Source organism: Paraburkholderia sp. SECH2 (genome assembly GCF_030464795.1).
Lineage (GTDB): Bacteria > Pseudomonadota > Gammaproteobacteria > Burkholderiales > Burkholderiaceae > Paraburkholderia > Paraburkholderia aspalathi.
In genome coordinates this window covers 1-17,295 of record NZ_JALPRH010000013.1, presented here as the reverse complement: position 1 = coordinate 17,295, position 17,295 = coordinate 1, and the positions used below count along the sequence as shown (strand labels likewise).

Below are 17,295 nucleotides of genomic sequence, written 5' to 3'. Positions count from 1 at the left end.
CAATGGAGTCGCTTTCCCATGAACCCAACCGTCTTCCCCGCCCTGTTCGATTTCGCCGCGCAGCATCCGCAGCGTGAAACTTTTCTGTCGCTGCTACGCGAATTCGCAGCGTGCGATCCATTCCGCAGCGCATCGGTGGATGAACTGGTGCTGGACGACGATTTCTACCGGCGACCGCTGCGGCCGGAAGACTTCAACTTTCTGCAGTACCAGAAACCCGTACGCGCCGACAACGTCAGCCGGTTGCCGTCGCTCGCCACCAACCGCACGCTGTTGACGCTAAACGAGCTCGACATCGCCCGCGCACCGGGCCGCAGTCACGACGAGCAACAGCGTTGTGCTTCGTTTTACGCCGACAAACAGCGCATCATCGGCGCGCAGATCCGCCCTTACCTGGAAGCGTACGCATTCGACTATCTGGGCGATCAGGCGCAACCCGGCGAAACCCGCGCAACACTCAGCACACGCCTCACCGCAACCCTGAATGACGAACTGCAGTTCTGGAGCACACGCTTTGACAGACTGCTGCAGCGCGACTTCCTCGAAGAAGGCTTGCGCTTCATCGTCATTCAGCGCTGGGCGACGCTGCCGTCGCGCCGTACCGCGCTGGCACGGGCTGCCGGCTCCAACTATTTCGACTGGCTCGATCCCGAACTTCGCCCGAGTCTATCGAGCCAGCTGCCGGACGACGCAACCTTCGCGCGCATTGCCGGCATGTGCGGCGTCACGCGCCAGACCCATTCGTACTGGCAGTTCTATCTGCCGACCACGCTGGCCCGCTGCAATCTGCTCTACGCACTCGGCTCGCGGCCGGACCGCGCATTCGCGCTCGCCGGCGCGGCGTTCGTTGCCGAGGCCGAGCATCTCGCCTTTGGCGGCGCGCTGCTCAAAGCCTGTGCCCACATCGCGCCCGGCGCCGCCGCAGGCGCTAGTGTCGAGACGTTGCGCGCGGACCTGCAAACACGCTTCGAACGCACGATCGACACGCTTATCGCGCGGCACGGCGAGCAGGCATTGCACCAGTTCGCGCAGGGCGTGGCCGGCGCGCAATTGCTGGCGCAGCGCGCACGCTGGGACCTCGGCGAACAACTGGACTGGCTATCGTCGATTGAAACGTATTGCGAGTACGCACGCCGGATCTACGACAAGATCGAGATCGATTTTCCGGACATCGACCGCGACACGTTCATCGAACCTCATGAACTCTGCTCGACCACCCACGTGCACAACGAACATCGGCTGGTCGTGATCGAAAGCGGCGACATGCTGTTCTGGGGCAACCTCGGCATGAAGCTTTCGATGCATCCCGGCGACATGGTGCTGATTCCCGACGGGCGTCTGCACGGCTCGACCGTCGAGTCCGATTCGTGCACGTATCACCAGCCGATCATTCCGGACGAGTGGATCGCCGAACTCACCGATCCATCGACCGCGGGCAGCGCCGCCGTCACAACGGCAACCACCTGACGCACATCGGCCGGCGGGACTCGGGCCGCGCCTGAATCCCGCCCACGCCGTTCACTCAAGGCTCGATCACAGAGCCGCCTGTCCCCCCGGATCAAGCCGTCCGGCTCGCGCATCGCAAGCCGGCGTTAGCACACGCACATCTGGAGCACCTGATGCAGCCTGAAAAGGACCCTGTTCGCCCGAATCTCGAAAGCGACACGATTGACGTATCCGACTGGCGCTCCCGCATCATCCTGGGGCGCCGAGTGGGCGCAAGCACGTTCGATCGTGCGTTACCCGACTGGTTGCCTGCGTCGTACGAGCGCCTGCGCGCCGACGTGATGGACCCGGGTTATCCATGCTTCTTCGGCACCCAGGCGGAAAAGCGCGGCGAAATGTTCTACTCGTGGGTCGACGGCAAGGACATCTCGTCACTGCCGGACACCATGGCGGCCTTTGCCGAACTCGCCACGCTGCCGCAGTACGAAAAGAACAACATCGCAATCTTTTTCGAGCCCGACACACAGCCGCTTTCGCACGAGGCCTATCACGACGCGTTCTGGCACACGCTGCAATATCTCCACGACCGCGACCCCGATCCCAAGGTGGGGCAGCAACTCGACCCGTCGCATCCGGATTGGGAGTTTTCCTTCGCCGGTCTGGAGACTTTTGTCGTGTGCGCGTGCCCGTCGTTCGGCGCGCGTCACAGCCGCAATCTCGGGCCCGGCATGGTGCTGCTGTTCCAGCCGCGCGCCGTGTTCGTCGATAAGGTCACGAACCGGGCAATCAGCACACAGGCGCGCTCCGAAGTGCGCCGCCGCCTGAACATCTGGGACGAAGTGCCACCGCACGCCGATCTCGGCTATTTCGGCGACACGGACAATCGCGAGTGGAAGCAATATTTTCTGCCCGACGACGAAACACCGAACTTCGGCGCGTGCCCGTTCCTGCGGCGCAATCCTGGCTTGATGCAAGCCGCGATCGAATCGAACCAGCACGGCGGGACGCAGGCGGCGCCGCCCGCATCGACCTTAACGAGCGCACATTCGGCGGTAGCGAAGCCGCCAGCGACCTTGCTCGACGCGCTCGCCGGGCACCTCGAACGGCAACCTGAGCAGATCGCCATCCGCTTTCTCGCCGACGGCGAACGCGACGAGCGCACGCTGACCTATCGCGAACTCGACACCCGCGCCCGTGAACTCGCCGCCACATTGCGTAGCCACGCCGCGCCAGGCGACCGGGCCATGTTGCTGCTGCCGTCGGGACTCGACTACCCGGTCGCGTTTCTCGCCTGTCTGCATGCCGGCATTGCGGCCGTACCGGTGTATCCGCCCGAGCCCACCCAGGCGCAGCAATTCGAACGGCTGCTGGCGATTCTCGACGACGCCCAGCCACGTCTGCTGCTCACCGATCTGGCGCACGCGGACGCCGTTCACGCGCTCGCCGACGAGTACGCGCAGCCTGGCAGCGAAGCCGTCACACCACTCACGCTGCCGGTTGACGACCCGATGCGCAGCAACGCCGCAACTTCGAACGCACCCATTGACATCGACGGTACGACGATCGCCTTCCTGCAATACACCTCAGGTTCGACCAGCACCGCGAAAGGCGTCATGGTCAGCCACGCGAACCTCATCGCGAACGAACGCGCGATCAGCGCCGCCATGGCCTTCACGCCCGCCGATACGATGGTCAGCTGGCTGCCGCTGTTTCATGACATGGGTCTGATCGGCGGCCTCATCGCGCCGCTGTTCGGTGGCTTTCCGCTCGTCCTGATGACGCCGCAGCATTTTCTCGAAGCACCGATCCGCTGGTTGAAGGCGATTGCCGCGTATCGCGGCACGGTCAGCGGCGGGCCGAATTTTGCGTTCCAGTTGTGCGCCGATCGCGTACGCGCCGCACAACTCGAAGGGATCGCACTCGACAGTTGGCGCGTCGCCTTCTGCGGGGCAGAGCCGATTCGCGCGGAGACGCTCAGCCAGTTCGCCGGCCATTTCGCCGCACAAGGTTTCGACGCCAACGCGCTCTTCCCCTGCTACGGTCTCGCCGAAGCCACCCTGCTCGTGAGCGGTGCCGAGCCCGGCAAGGGGATGACCGTGCGCCACGTCGCGCCGCAAGCGCTCAGCGAGGGTGCGCTCAACACGACGGGCGAAGGCGTCGTGCTAGTGAGTTGCGGGCGGGTTCCTCAGGCGCATGGCGTGCGCGTCGTCGAGTCCGGATCGCATGCAGTGCTTGATGATGGTCGGATCGGCGAAATCTGGGTCAGCGGGCCGAGCGTCGCAACCGGCTATTGGCAAAATCCGGAAGCGAGCGCCGAAACGTTCGTGACAGGCGACGCGCCGGCTGAACGCTGGCTGCGTACCGGCGACCTCGGTTGCGTGCTGGACGGCGAATTGTTCGTCACCGGCCGCGTCAAGGATCTGATTATCGTCCGTGGACAGAACACTTATCCGCAGGATGTCGAGGCGATGCTCGCGAAGCGGGTCGAACGCGTTCGCAAAGGCCGGATCATCGCGTTCGCGGCAACAGAGAATGGCACCGAAGGCATCGGCATCGCCGCCGAAGTTTCACATGCCGTCGCGAAGGCCGATCCCACCGAACTCTTTGCACAGATCAATCGGGCGATTGCCGAAACCCACGGCGAACCGGCTAGCGTGATTCTGTTGCTTGCGCCCGGCAAGCTGCCGCGCACCTCGAGTGGCAAACTGCGCCGCAGCGCCTGCGCCGCCGGCTGGCGCGAACGCACGCTGCCCACGGTTGCCGTCTATCGGCGTGCCGAGGATGTGGGCGCCACGCTGGCACGCGCGCCCTATCGCGCACCGGCGTCAGCGCTGGAGCACAGTCTGGCCGGGGTATGGGAGGCCGTATTCGGGCACGCACGGCTCGGCATCGACGACGACTTCTTCGATCTCGGCGGCGACTCGCTGAAAGCCGCACGACTGACTGCGCGGATCGGCGAGACATTCGGCGTGGTCCCCCCCGTGCGACTCGTTTTCGAGGCACGTACAGTTGCGCTGCAAGCCAGTTGGCTGGCACAGCAAAACGCGAGCGCCTCGGCCGCAACGCTTGTGCAGACCGACGCCACCGGCACGCATGCCGGCGTCGTCGCGACCGGCGCGACGTTCCCACTGTCGCCGGCCCAGGAAGGTCTCTACTTCGAGTGGAAGCTCGATCCGGCGAGCACCGCGTATCACGTGTCCGGTGCGTTGCGTGCGCGCGGCGCACTCGACGCAGCGCGACTGCACGACGCCCTCGCGCAAGTCTGCGCGAGTCACGACGCGCTGCGGGTGCGCTTCGACGAACACGACGGCGTGCCGCATCAGGTTTGCAGCGCCGCGCCGCGCTTCGACTGGCACGTCGCCGACGTCACGTCGTTCGATGCCGCGAGCCGCGAGGCGCATCTCCAGGATCATCTGATCGCGGTTGCGCACGCGCCCTTCGATCTTCGCGAGGACGCCTTGCTGCGCGCCACGCTCGTGCGTGTGGGCCCGGACGAGCACGTGCTGCAACTGACAATGCATCACATCGTCGCCGACGCGTGGTCGTTCAAGCTGGTCGTCGAGTCGCTGTTTCAGTGCTACGAAGGACGCGAGGCGTCCCCCGGCGCCCAGGCTTCCACGTATTTCGCCAGCATCGAGCACGCACGCCGTGTCCTGAGCGCCACGCGCAGCGACGAACAACTCGCCTATTGGCGCGCGCAACTCGGCGACACACGCGCGGAAATCATTTTGTCGGGTGCCCGTCGCGACGCGACACGCGCGTCGGCCGGTGCTCGCGTCACGCGGCGCCTGCCGGCCGAATGCATCGCGCGCGCCGGCCGCCTTGCACGCAACCACGGCGTCACGCTGCCGATGACGCTGATGGCAGCCTTCGCCGCGCTGCTCTATCGCTACGGCGGGCAGACCGATATCCGCATCGGCGTGCCGCTGAATAGCCGACGCGACGCCGCCACCGAACGCACGATCGGCTACTTCGTCAATACGATCGTGGTGCGCGTTGCGCTCGCGGGCGCACTGTCGTTCGACGCTCTGTTGCGCCGTACGCGCGACGCCCTGCTCGACGCGCAAGCGAATCAGGACGTGCCGTTCCATCGCGTGGTCGCAGCTTTGCAACCGCATCGCGAACGGGGGCAAACGCCGCTATTCCAGACCGTGTTCAACTTCGACCAGGTCGACTGGCGCGACGCCCTGCATTCGACGACGCTGCAATTGCAGCGCTTCGAGCACGGCGCCGAGGCGACCCCGTTCGATCTCGCGCTGAATCTCGCGCGCGACGATAACGGCGTGCAGATCGCATTCGACTATCCGGTCGATCTGTTCGACGGCGAAACCGTCGAGCAACTGGCCGATGCGTATCTCGCTATCGTCGCGCAGGCGGTCGAAGGCGCGAGCCTCGACGTACGCGATTTCGTCTTGCACCAGCCGGCCGCCACGCATGCCGATTCGCAGCATACGCTGGCCGCCGGAACGGCTGAAACGGCCGAAGCCGCGCCTCTGCCGGTCACCGTCCAGTTCGCCCACGCGGCCAACACTCATCCGCAACGGATCGCGCTCGAATGCGACGCGCAGCAACTGAACTACGGCGCGCTCGACCGCTGGTCGGACCAACTCGCGCAGCGCCTGCTGGAAGCCGGCATCGGCGCCGACGCGTGCGTGGGCCTGTGCGTCGAACGCTCGCCCGCCCTGATCGCCGCCCTGCTCGGCATCTGGAAGGCCGGCGCGGCGTTCGTGCCGCTCGATCCGGTCTATCCGGCCGAACGCCTTCGCCACATGCTCGACGATGCACGGGTACGCATGGTCGTCGGCGACAGCGCCTGTCTTGGCGGACTCGCCGACGTCTTCAGCGCCTGCGCGACACTCGACATCGCTGCGGCACCGAATCTCGATCTGTCTCAGCCAGTCCGTCGTTTCGCGACCTCGCATCCGGAACAGCTTGCCTACGTCATCTACACCTCCGGTTCGACCGGCATGCCGAAAGGCGTCGCCATCAGCCATGGCGCCCTGGCGCGGCATCTCGCCGACTTTATCGCCACCTACGCCATCACCGAACACGATTGCCAATTGCAATCGTCCACGATCAACTTCGACGTCGCCTTGCATGAGCTGCTGCCCGCACTGATGCAGGGGGGCCGCGTCGTCATGCGGGGTCCGCAGGCGTGGGACCTTGCCACCTTGAGCCAGTGTCTGATCGACTCGCGCGTCACCTTCGCGCGCATGCCGACCGCCTATTGGCAGCAGTGGCTGCAAACGCCGCCCGCTCGCGAGAGCCTGAGTGCATTGCGGCAGATCACCGTCGGCGGCGAGGCGCTGCCGGGTGACGCGCTGGCGCGTTGGAACGCCGGCCCGCTACGCGGGATTCACGTCGACAATCTGTACGGCCCGACCGAAACGACGGTCGCCTGCCTCTACCGCCGTACCGGGCCGGCCGACGCCGAACAACCCATCGTGCAGATCGGCGTGCCATTCCCGTCGCGCAACGCGCAGGTGGTCGACGCCGATGGCAATGCCGTGCCGGTCGGTGCCGTGGGCGAACTGTGCATCGGCGGCACCACGCTCGCGCGCGGCTACATCGGTCAGGCCGCCCTGACGGCCGAGCGCTTCGTGCCGGACCCGCACGGCGTGCCCGGTTCACGCTGCTACCGCAGTGGCGACCTGTGCCGCCGCCGCGCCGACGGCGGCTTCGATTTCCTTGGCCGGATCGACCGGCAGATCAAGCTACGTGGTTTTCGCATCGAGCCCGGCGAGATTGAAGCCATGCTGCGGCAATGCGAAGGCGTGCGCGATGCCGCCGTCGAAGCGCGCGGCAAGGATGGCCATCTGCGTTTGATTGGCTATGTGGCCGGCGCCGCCTCACTCGATTTGGGCGCGTTGCGCGATACGCTCGAAGCACGCCTGCCGGCCCACATGGTGCCGGCCGTGTTGATGCAACTCGCGACGCTGCCGCTGATGCTGAACGGCAAGGTCGACCGGAGCGCCTTGCCCGACCCGAAGGAGTCCAGCGGGCATGGTGAAGGCGAGCTTGCCGCTCGTGCGCCACGCAACCCGCAGGAAGCCGAATTGCTGGCGATCTGGCGCGCCGTGTTGGGCACGGATGCCATCGGTATCGACGACAATTTCTTCGCCATCGGCGGCGACTCGATCCTGAGCCTGCAGGTGGTTGCGCGGGCCGCGCAGCGCGGCCTGCATTTCAACCTGAAGCAGTTCTACGCCCAGCCGGTCATCGCGCGACTCGCCCAGTTGCCACCAGGCGCCGAATCGGGCAGCGCGAGCGCGCTCGCACTGCCGGCCGAGCGGCACGTACCCCTGCCGCTCACGCCGATTCAGGCCTGGTTCTTCGAGCGCTTTCCGCACGGCGAGTCGCACTGGAATCAGACGGTCGCATTGCGCGTGCAAGGCGAACTCGATGCAAGCTTAATCGCCCAGGCGCTGCACGCGGTCGTCGTCGCGCACGATGCGCTGCGCCTCAAATTCTTCCGTGACGCTCACGGCTGGCAGCAACAGGTGCAAGCATCCGCTTCGGTGCCGGACGCCGCCGCGTTGCTCGACGTGATCGATGTCGACGGAGGCACCGAGTCCCCGCAATGGCCCGAGCGTCTGCTCGCGATCGGCACGCCGTTGCAGCAAAGCCTCGATATCGAAGCCGGACGCCTGATCAAAGCGGCGTACGTCAGACTGCGCGGCGAAGGCCGTCTGTTGCTGACGATCCATCATCTGGCTGTCGATGGCATGTCGTGGCGCGTGCTGCTCGAATCGTTCCAGTTGGCCTACGAACAGCTTGCCCAGCAGCAGCCGGTCACGTTGTCGGGCGGCTTGCCCTGGAGCGCATGGGTCGCGTTGCAGCAGAGCGCGCCCGAAGCGGCGGCGCTCGACGCGGAATACGCGTCATGGCAACGCATGCTGGCAGCGCCGTGCTTGCGTGAAACCGCACTGCCGGATGACAAAAAAGCAGCGCTTGTCAGTGGCTCGCCAGCCTGGCAGGCAAAGCAGGCGGATGAGCAGCCGGATGAGCAGCGCCGGGTTCGCGATAGCGCAACGCACACACTGCAGTTGTCGGCGGAACTCACCTCTACGCTGCTGCGCGACGCGCCCTTCGCCGCACGCACCACAACCGAAGCACTGCTGCTCGCCGCGCTGAGCGCATCGCTCGGTCAATGGAGCGGCGCAGACGGCGCCTTGCTGTCGCTAGAAGGCCATGGCCGCGAATTTCACAGCAGCGATCCGCAGGACGTGCAGACAAGCACGTATGAAAACCGTAGCGCCGCGCACGACACGAGCCGCACGGTCGGCTGGTTCACCACGCGCTATCCGGCATGGTTCGATCTGCGAAGCGACCCGCTCGTCGCGGCGACCCGCACCTTGCGCGCCATTCCGTCACGCGGCGTAAACTGGCACCACATGCGCGAACGTTTCGCCGAAGCGCTCGCCAGGCCGCAGATCAGCTTCAACTATCTCGGCCGCTTCGATCAGAGCCTGCCGCAAACCGGCGCACTCGCGGGCCTGCTCTCGTTCGCGCTCGACGAGCCGCTCGGCGCCGCGATCGCCGACCACACGCCACTCGAGTACGCGCTCGATATCAATGCGTGGGTGTCGAATGGCCGCTTGACAGCCACCCTGCGCTACGACCCGGCGCAGATCTCGCCGGATGTCGCTCAAGCGCTCGCAACCGATTTCGAGGCGCAACTCGCCGCACTCGCTGCGCGCAGCATGAAGGGCGACGTCCAGCTCGATACCGCCGACTTCCCGCTCGCGCGACTCGATCAGCCCGCGCTCGACGCACTGCGGCTCGACGCCGCGAACGTCCAGGATCTCTACCCGGCCACGCCCTTGCAAAAGGGCCTGCTGTTCCACGCGCTGATGGACGGCGGCCACGGCCTCTACGTCAATCAGTTGCGGCTGACCCTCGCAGGTCCGCTCGATCGCGACGCGCTGCGCGAGGCATGGGCCGCCGCGCTCGCGCGGCACGATATTCTGCGCACGCGTTTCGTCGTGCCCGCCGGCGCCGATCCGTTGCAACTCGTGCAGCGCAGCGCCGCGTTGCCGTTCGTCGAATGCGACTGGTCCGCCTGCGACCCGGCACAGTATGAGCGCGACCTGCAAGTCTGGTGCGACGCCGACCGTCAACGCGGATTCGATCCGGCCCACGCACCACTCCTGCGGCTTGCGCTTTTCACGCGTCCGGACGGCTGTCACGATCTGGTCCGCACGATTCATCACGCGTTGCTCGATGGCTGGAGCAGCGCGCAACTGCTGGGCGAGATCGCCGACGACTACGTCGCGCGCGTCGCCGGGCAGCCGTTGCCGCAGCCCGAAGTCTTGCCGTACCGCCGCTACGTGGAATGGCTGTCCGCCCAGACGCCGCCACGCGACTGGTGGCTGGCGCAACTCGCCCGCCATTCCGAACCGGCCACCTTGCTGCAACATCAGCCGCCGGCCGCCGGCGCAACGCGCGAACACGGCGCGTCGCTGACGCTCACGCAGCAACTGGGCGAGGCACTCGTCGCGCGGGTGCGCGAAGCGGCGCAGCGCCATCGCGTCACCGTCAATACGCTGGTGCAGGCTGCCTGGGCACTCGTGCTCGCGCGGCGCGGCAATCGCCGCCACGTTGCATTCGGAAGTACCGTCGCGGGACGTCCCGCGCAGTTGCAGGGCGCCGGCCGGATGGTCGGCCTCTTCATCAACAGCTTGCCCGTATGGATCGAAGTCCCGGCCGCGCAACGCGTATCGACGTGGTTGTCCACGCTGCACACCGCGCAGGCGGAGCGCCACCAGGCCGAGCATACGTCGCTGGCCGATCTGCAGCACTGGAGCGGCAAAAGCGGCGACGCGCTGTTCGACAGCCTGCTCGTGTTCGAAAACTATCCGGTCGACGCCGCGTTACGTGGCCGCTTCGGCAGTCTGAGCGTCAGCCGGGTCGAATCGACCGAACGCACTCACTATCCGCTGACCATGCTGGTTTCGAACGACGCGCAAGGCCGCGTCGTCTGGCTCGCCGATGGCGCGCGGATCACAACGCCGCTACTGTCCCGGCTCGCCGACGACTGGCGTGACGTGCTCGCCGCGCTGAGCGACGCCGACGACCCGGCAGTCGGCAACATCATGCCGCGCGGCAACGTGGCCGCCGAGGCGTCGCGTGAGGTGCTGCGCCGCGTCGCCGGCCATCGCTTCCAGCCAATCGGCGCACGCCTCGCCGCGCAGGCCGCGCGCAAACCGGCGGCACCGGCCCTCGGTTGCGAAGGCGACGCGCTGAGCTATGCCGCACTCGATGCCTGGTCGAACCGCATCGGCCGCCGCCTCAAGTCGCTCGGCGCGCGCGCGGAGCAACGGATCGGCTTGTGTGTCGAACGTTCGAACGCGCTGGTCGCCGGTTTGTACGGCATCACCAAAACGGGCGCCGCCTATGTGCCACTCGACCCGCATCATCCGCCGCACCGTCTGCGCCGCATCCTCGACGATGCCGGCGTCGATCTCGTCGTCACCGACGACGCCAGTGCCAGCCGCCTCGCCGATTGCCTCGCCGGCCGCACGCTGGTGCGCGTCAGCGACGTTCACAACGAAGCGTCACAGGGCTGGCCGCAGCCGGTCGAACCGCAGCAGGCCGCCTATGTGATCTACACATCCGGCTCGACCGGCGAACCGAAGGGCGTGTGCGTGACGCACGCGAGTCTCGACCGCCTGCTCGCGAGCGTCGCCGCGCACCTCGATTTCGACGACAGCGACGTCTGGCTCAGCGTGACCACGCTATCGTTCGACATTGCCGGACTGGAGTTGCATCTGCCGCTCACGCGCGGCGCGCGCGTCGAACTCGCCTCGCGCGACACGGTGCTCGATGGCGCCCGTCTGCTGCGGCTCATGCAGCAAAGCGGCGCCACCGTCATGCAGGCGACGCCAGCGGGCTGGCGCATGCTACTCGACAGTGAAGCGCGCGCCGGCCTCGTCTTGCGCGGCCCACTGCAGGCGCTATGCGGCGGCGAAGCGCTGCCGGCCGATCTGGCGGCCGCGCTGCTCGAACGCGGTATGACGCTCTCCAATATGTATGGCCCGACCGAGACGACGATCTGGTCGAGCATGGCGCCGGTCACAAGCGCCGCACCCATCACACTGGGTGAGGCGCTGCACGATACCGCGTTGCGCGTACTCGATCCAGACGGCTTGCCGACGCCGCCCGGTGCGGTGGGGGAGTTGTGCATCGGCGGAGATAACCTCGCGCGCGGTTATCTCGGCCGCGCGGCCTTGACCGCTGCGAGCTTCGTGCCCGACCTGTTCGGCGCGCCCGGCGCGCGGCTCTATCGCAGCGGCGACCTGTGCCGGCGCCGCGACGACGGCGGTCTCGATTATCTCGGCCGCCTCGATCAGCAATTGAAGCTGCGCGGACACCGGATCGAGCCGGCCGAAATTGAAGCCGCGCTGCGCACGCTGGACGAAGTGCGCGACGCAGCCGTGGTCCTGCGTCACGACGGCGACGCGCCTCATCTCGTTGCATATGTAGTCTGTGCGGACGGTCACGTGGCCGATCACACGCAATGGCGTAACGCGCTGGCCGAGCGTCTGCCGGCAGCGCTGATTCCGTCCGCGTGGGTCGTACTCGACGCGTTGCCGCTCACGTCGAGCGGTAAGCTCGATCGGCGTAGCCTGCCCGCGCCCGCCGCCGATACCGCCACGCTGATCGCGCCGCGCAACGCGCTCGAAGCGCAGTTGCTGACGATCTGGCGCGCGCTGCTGCCGTCCGCCGCACTCGGTGTCACGACGGATTTCTTCGCGGCGGGCGGCGATTCGATCGTTAGTCTACGGATGGTCGGCGCCGCCTTGGACGCAGGCCTCGCGCTGACGCCGAAGCAGGTGTTTCAGCACCCGACCATCGAGCAGTTGGCGCGAGTCGCCACGCCTGTCGAGCAAGCGGCCGCAAACGCGCCGAATCCTGCCGCTACGCCCACGAACCCGCCGCTTGACGAAACACTCGATGCAGCATTGAGCGACGCACTGCAATTGACCGAGACTCAACGCGCGGCGCTGCAAGACCTGTGCATCGCAACGCCACTGCAACAAGGCCTGATATCGCTCGCTCAACGTTCGGCGCGCGACCCCTACTATTTGCAACGCGTGTTCGAACTGAACGGGCCGTTCGCAGCCGACGCGTTCGTCTCTGCATGGCAAAGTGCGATAGACCGGCATCCCGCGCTACGTACCGACTTCCGTTGGGACGGGCTCGACGCTCCCGTGCAACTGGTGCGCAAGCATGCCGCCGTCGACGTGCGCTCGCTCGACTGGCGCCATCTGAGCGAAGGCGACGCGCGCGACGCCCTGGCGACGCAATGGCGCGAGGTGCAGGCACGCGGTTTCGATTTTGCGCAGACTTCGCACGCGCAGTTGCTGTTGATCGAGCGCGGCACGCAATGCCGCTGGTTCGTGTGGCGCTTCCATCACGCGCAACTCGACGGCTGGAGCATCGGGCTCGTGCTGCGCGACGTGCTGCAAGCATACGACGCCGCACTGAGCCGCACCTCCTCGATACCCACGCCAAACGCCGCGCCAGCATTCAGCCACTACGTGCGCTGGCTCGAGCAGCAGAATCGCGACGGCGACGCGCTGGCGCAATGGCGTCCGCTGCTCGCGGACTGGTCGCGCACGCCGCTGCCGCTGGCGGCCTCATCACACGCTCCGCACATTCCACACGCTTCACACGCAGACGCTAGCCTGCCCGACAGCGCCGACCACGGACAGCCGCTCGAACACACCGTGCGGCTGCCGCAAGCACTAACGGCGCAGGCCGAACAATTCGCCCGCGCTGCCGGTGTCACGTTGAACACACTGATCCAGGGCGCGTGGGCCTGGCTGCTGTCGCGTCACGCGAACCGGCGCGAAGTCTCGTTCGGCGTCACCGTGTCGGGCCGCGGTGACGGCTGGCCGGGCGCCGGCGACACGGTGGGCCTGTTCATCAATACCTTGCCGCTGTCGGTTGAATTGCCGCCGGCGATGACCGTGCACGCCTGGCTGGCGGCACTGCAATCGCGCAATCTCGCGTTGCAGGAACTCGCGCAGACGCCGCTCGCGCAATTGCAGCGCGAGATCACCGGCGCCGCCGGCGAACCCCTGTTCGAGAGCATCTTCGTATTCGAGAACTATCCGCTCGATGCATCGCTGCGCACGCCGCTCGTGCATGGTCTCGCGATCGAGCGGCTCGCCACCGGCGCGGACGGTCATGCGCACGATGGCCGCAATCATTTCCCGCTGAGCCTGATCGCGGTACCGGGCGATGAATTGACGCTGACGCTCGCCGCGCAATCGCAGCGCTTCGACGGCGCGACCGTGCGGCGTCTGCTCGCGCAATTGCAGCAGGCGCTCGCGATGTTCACGGCCAATGCCGCGCGCACGCTCGGCGCACTGCATCTGCCCAGCGACGCGCAAATCACCGGGAGCGCGAAAGACATCACGTCGGCGCGGTCGACGCCAGAAACTGCGGCATCGGCAGCATGGCAAGGCGGCCTGCTCAAGCGCATCGCCCAGCATGCGCACAGCCAACCCACCGCAATCGCATTGCACGATGAAACCCGCACGCTCGACTGGGCGACGCTCTGGCGTCTGTCCGGCGCCCTCGCCGCGCGCCTCGCCGCAGCCGGTGTGCGTACCGAAACAACCGTGGCCGTCGTCTTGCCGCGCCGCGCGGAATTGATCGTTGCAATGCTCGCCGTGTGGCGCGCGGGCGGCGTCTATGCACCGTTCGATCCGGCCGCGCCAGGCGAACGGCTCGGTTGGCAAATCCGCGATGCCGAGGCGCATTGCCTGATCGCAGATGCAGACGCCGACTGGCGTCCGGACAACGTGGCGCTGGTGGCATGCACGCCCGAATGCGAATCCATGCCGGACGCCGCATCGGCCACATTGCCGACACTGGCCGCCCTGCCTGCCGATCTCGCCGCCTACCTGATCTACACGTCCGGCTCGACCGGCACGCCGAAGGGCGTGCTGGTCTCGCACCGCTCGCTTGCCGCATACACCGAGGCGCTACTCGCCCGTCTGCCCGATGACATTCGCAGCGCCGCGTATCTGTCGACGCCGGCCGCCGATCTCGGCCACTCGACCTTGATGGCGGCGCTGTGGTCGGGCTGGACCCTGCAGTTGATCGACGATCGGCGTGCCTTCGATGCCGACGCGTACGCCGACTGGTGCCGCGCGCATCCGGCCGATCTGCTCAAGATCGCGCCAAGCCATCTCGAAGGCCTGCTTCATGCGGCGGATGCGCACGCGGTATTGCCGAAGCGCGCGTTGCTGCTGGGTGGCGAAGCAAGCTCCCGTGCACTGCTCGAGCGTGTCTCGCTGCTGCAACCCGAGTGCGCCATTCTTGGCCACTATGGACCGACCGAGTCGACCGTCGGCATCATGACGTCCGAACGCGGCGCCGATGACGGATTGCCGCTTGGCCGCCCACTCGATCACGCGCGCGTCTATCTGCTCGACCCCGACGGTCATCCCGCCCTGCCCGGCGCTCGTGGCGAAATCCACGCGGGCGGTGTCGCGCTGGCGCGCGGCTATCGGCAGCAAGCGGCGCTCACCGCCGGTCGATTCGTGCCCGATCCGTTCGTGCCCGGCGCACGCGTCTATCGCACCGGCGATCAGGCGCGCCGGCTCGACGACGGTCAGCTTGAATTCCTCGGCCGCGTCGACGATCAACTGAAAATTCGCGGCTATCGCGTCGAACCCGCCGAAGTGGCCGCGCAATTGCGCGCGCTGCCCGGCGTGCGCGACGCCGTGGTGATCGGTCGTGCGGATTCGCAGCAACGGATGCGCCTGATCGGCTACGCGGTCGGCAACACGCTCGATGCTGAACAATTGCGCGATGCGCTCGCCGTCCGCTTGCCGGCAGCGTTGGTGCCCGCAGCCATCTGTCTGCTCGACGCGCTGCCGTTGACACGCAACGGCAAGATCGACCGCACGGCGCTGCCCGAGCCGGTAGAGCACCTGTCGGCGGACACTCGTGCAGCGCCTGAAACGCCCTTGCAACATGCGCTGCTCGATGTCTGGCGGCAAGTGCTATGTCAAGCGGCGCTCGGTATCGACGACAACTTCTTCATGGCCGGCGGCGATTCGATCAGCGCGTTCCAGGTCGTCGCTCAGGCGCGCCGTGCTGGTCTTGTATTCACCTCGCGCGAGCTGTTTGCCCGGCCGACCGTGCGCGCACTCTGCGCCGTCGTGCAAGTGGGTCCGGCCGGCGTCGACGGACCGTCGACGGCAGCGGTCGTACCGCTCGATGCGCACGCGCTTGCCGCGCTCGGCTTCGATCCGCTGCAGGTTCAGGATGCCTATCTGGCCACGGCAATGCAGCAGGGTCTGCTGTTCCACAGCCTGGCCCAGCCCGATAGCAGGAACGGCAACGGTGGAAGCGGCGGCATGTACGTCACGCAGCGACGGCTGACGCTCGCCGGCTCGCTCGACATTGCGCGCTTGCAGGCTGTCTGGCACCGCGTGGTTGCGCGGCACGATATTCTGCGCACGCGTTTTGAATGGCGCGACGACGATGCATGGCAAGTCGTCGAGCGAGCTGTCGAGTTGCCGTTCGGTGTGTACGGCGCGGGAGCAGAAACCGCTGCAGCATACGAAACGCGACTCGCCACGTGGATGCACGACGACCTCGCGCGCGGCTTCGACCTGGCGCGTGCGCCGCTGATGCGCGTCGATCTGTTCGCACGGCCCGATGGCGCTCACGATCTCATCTGGACCACTCACCATGCGCTGATCGATGGCTGGAGCGCCGCGCGTTTGCTCGCGGAAATTGGCGAGGGGTATCGTGGGTCGGATGCGTCGGCTGCACCGGAAGTGTCGCTGAATAACTCGCGCGCCGAGCCGGTGCAACGCGCTACGCCGTATCGCGTTTACGTCGAATGGCTTGCGGCACAACCGGACGCCCGCGCGTGGTGGTCCGCAGCCGCAGCGGCTTGCGAAGACCCGGCGACCCTGACGACCTCCGTCGCGGGGCCCGCAGTCCCTCAGCCTGGCGCCTATCGTTTGGATCGCGAACTGGGTGCGGCACGCGACGCGCGTCTGCGCGCGGCCGCCAGCACCTTTGGCATCACGCTCAATACGCTGATGCAGAGCGCGTGGGCGCTGCTGCTCGCGCGACACGGCAATCGCGAACAGGTGGCGTTCGGCACGACCGTGTCTGGGCGGCCCGAATCGCTCGACGGCGCCGAACAGATGCTGGGGCTGTTCATCAACAGCTTGCCGGTGTGGGCGAGCGTGCCTGGCGCCGAGGACGTCGGCGGCTGGTTGCGTCGCATGCAGACGCAGTCGGTCGAGATGCGCCGCCATGAACACACGCCGCTCGCGCAATTGCAGCGCTGGGTCGGGCGCAGCGGCGATGCGCTGTTCGACAGCCTGTTCGTGTTCGAAAACTATCCGCTCGATGCCGCGCTCGACGCGCTGAATATAGCCGGCGATAACGATACGGGCGACGGCTTGCGCGTGAGCGCCGTGCAGTCGATCGGTCGCACGCACTATCCGCTGACGCTGATGGTCGTGCCGCAACCCGCGCTCAAGCTCGAATGGGAATGGGACGGCTTGCGGCTCGACCAGCCTGGCGTCGAACGGTTGTCGCTGGGGTATGTCGAGTTGCTCGATCAGTTGGCGACGTGTGCCGAGGCTGAGGCGGATGCCGCACCGCGTCGCTTGCGCTCGCTGACAGTGAGTTCGCCGAAGCGCGAGGCGGTGCCGCTTGCGCGTTATACGTTTGTGCCAGTGAGCCAGCGTATCGCACAGACCGGGGCGCGGCGACCTGATGCCGTTGCCCTTGCCGGTGAGCAGGAAAGCCTCACGTATCGTGAACTGCTTGACCAGGCTTCGGCCATCGCCCAGCGGCTGC

At 66.9% G+C, this 17,295-nt stretch carries 2 protein-coding genes; both read left to right on the top strand.

Annotated elements, in window-relative coordinates:
- The first annotated feature begins 18 nt into the window (after positions 1 to 18).
- A complete protein-coding gene (locus M0D66_RS21195) occupies positions 19 to 1,467 on the top strand; it encodes a peptide synthetase (RefSeq protein ID WP_266211507.1) in 1,449 nt (482 codons plus the stop codon).
- 152 nt (positions 1,468 to 1,619) lie between these two features.
- Positions 1,620 to 17,295 (top strand): non-ribosomal peptide synthetase (locus tag M0D66_RS21190; RefSeq protein ID WP_266211506.1); only part of this gene is annotated, 15,676 nt, incomplete at its 3' end.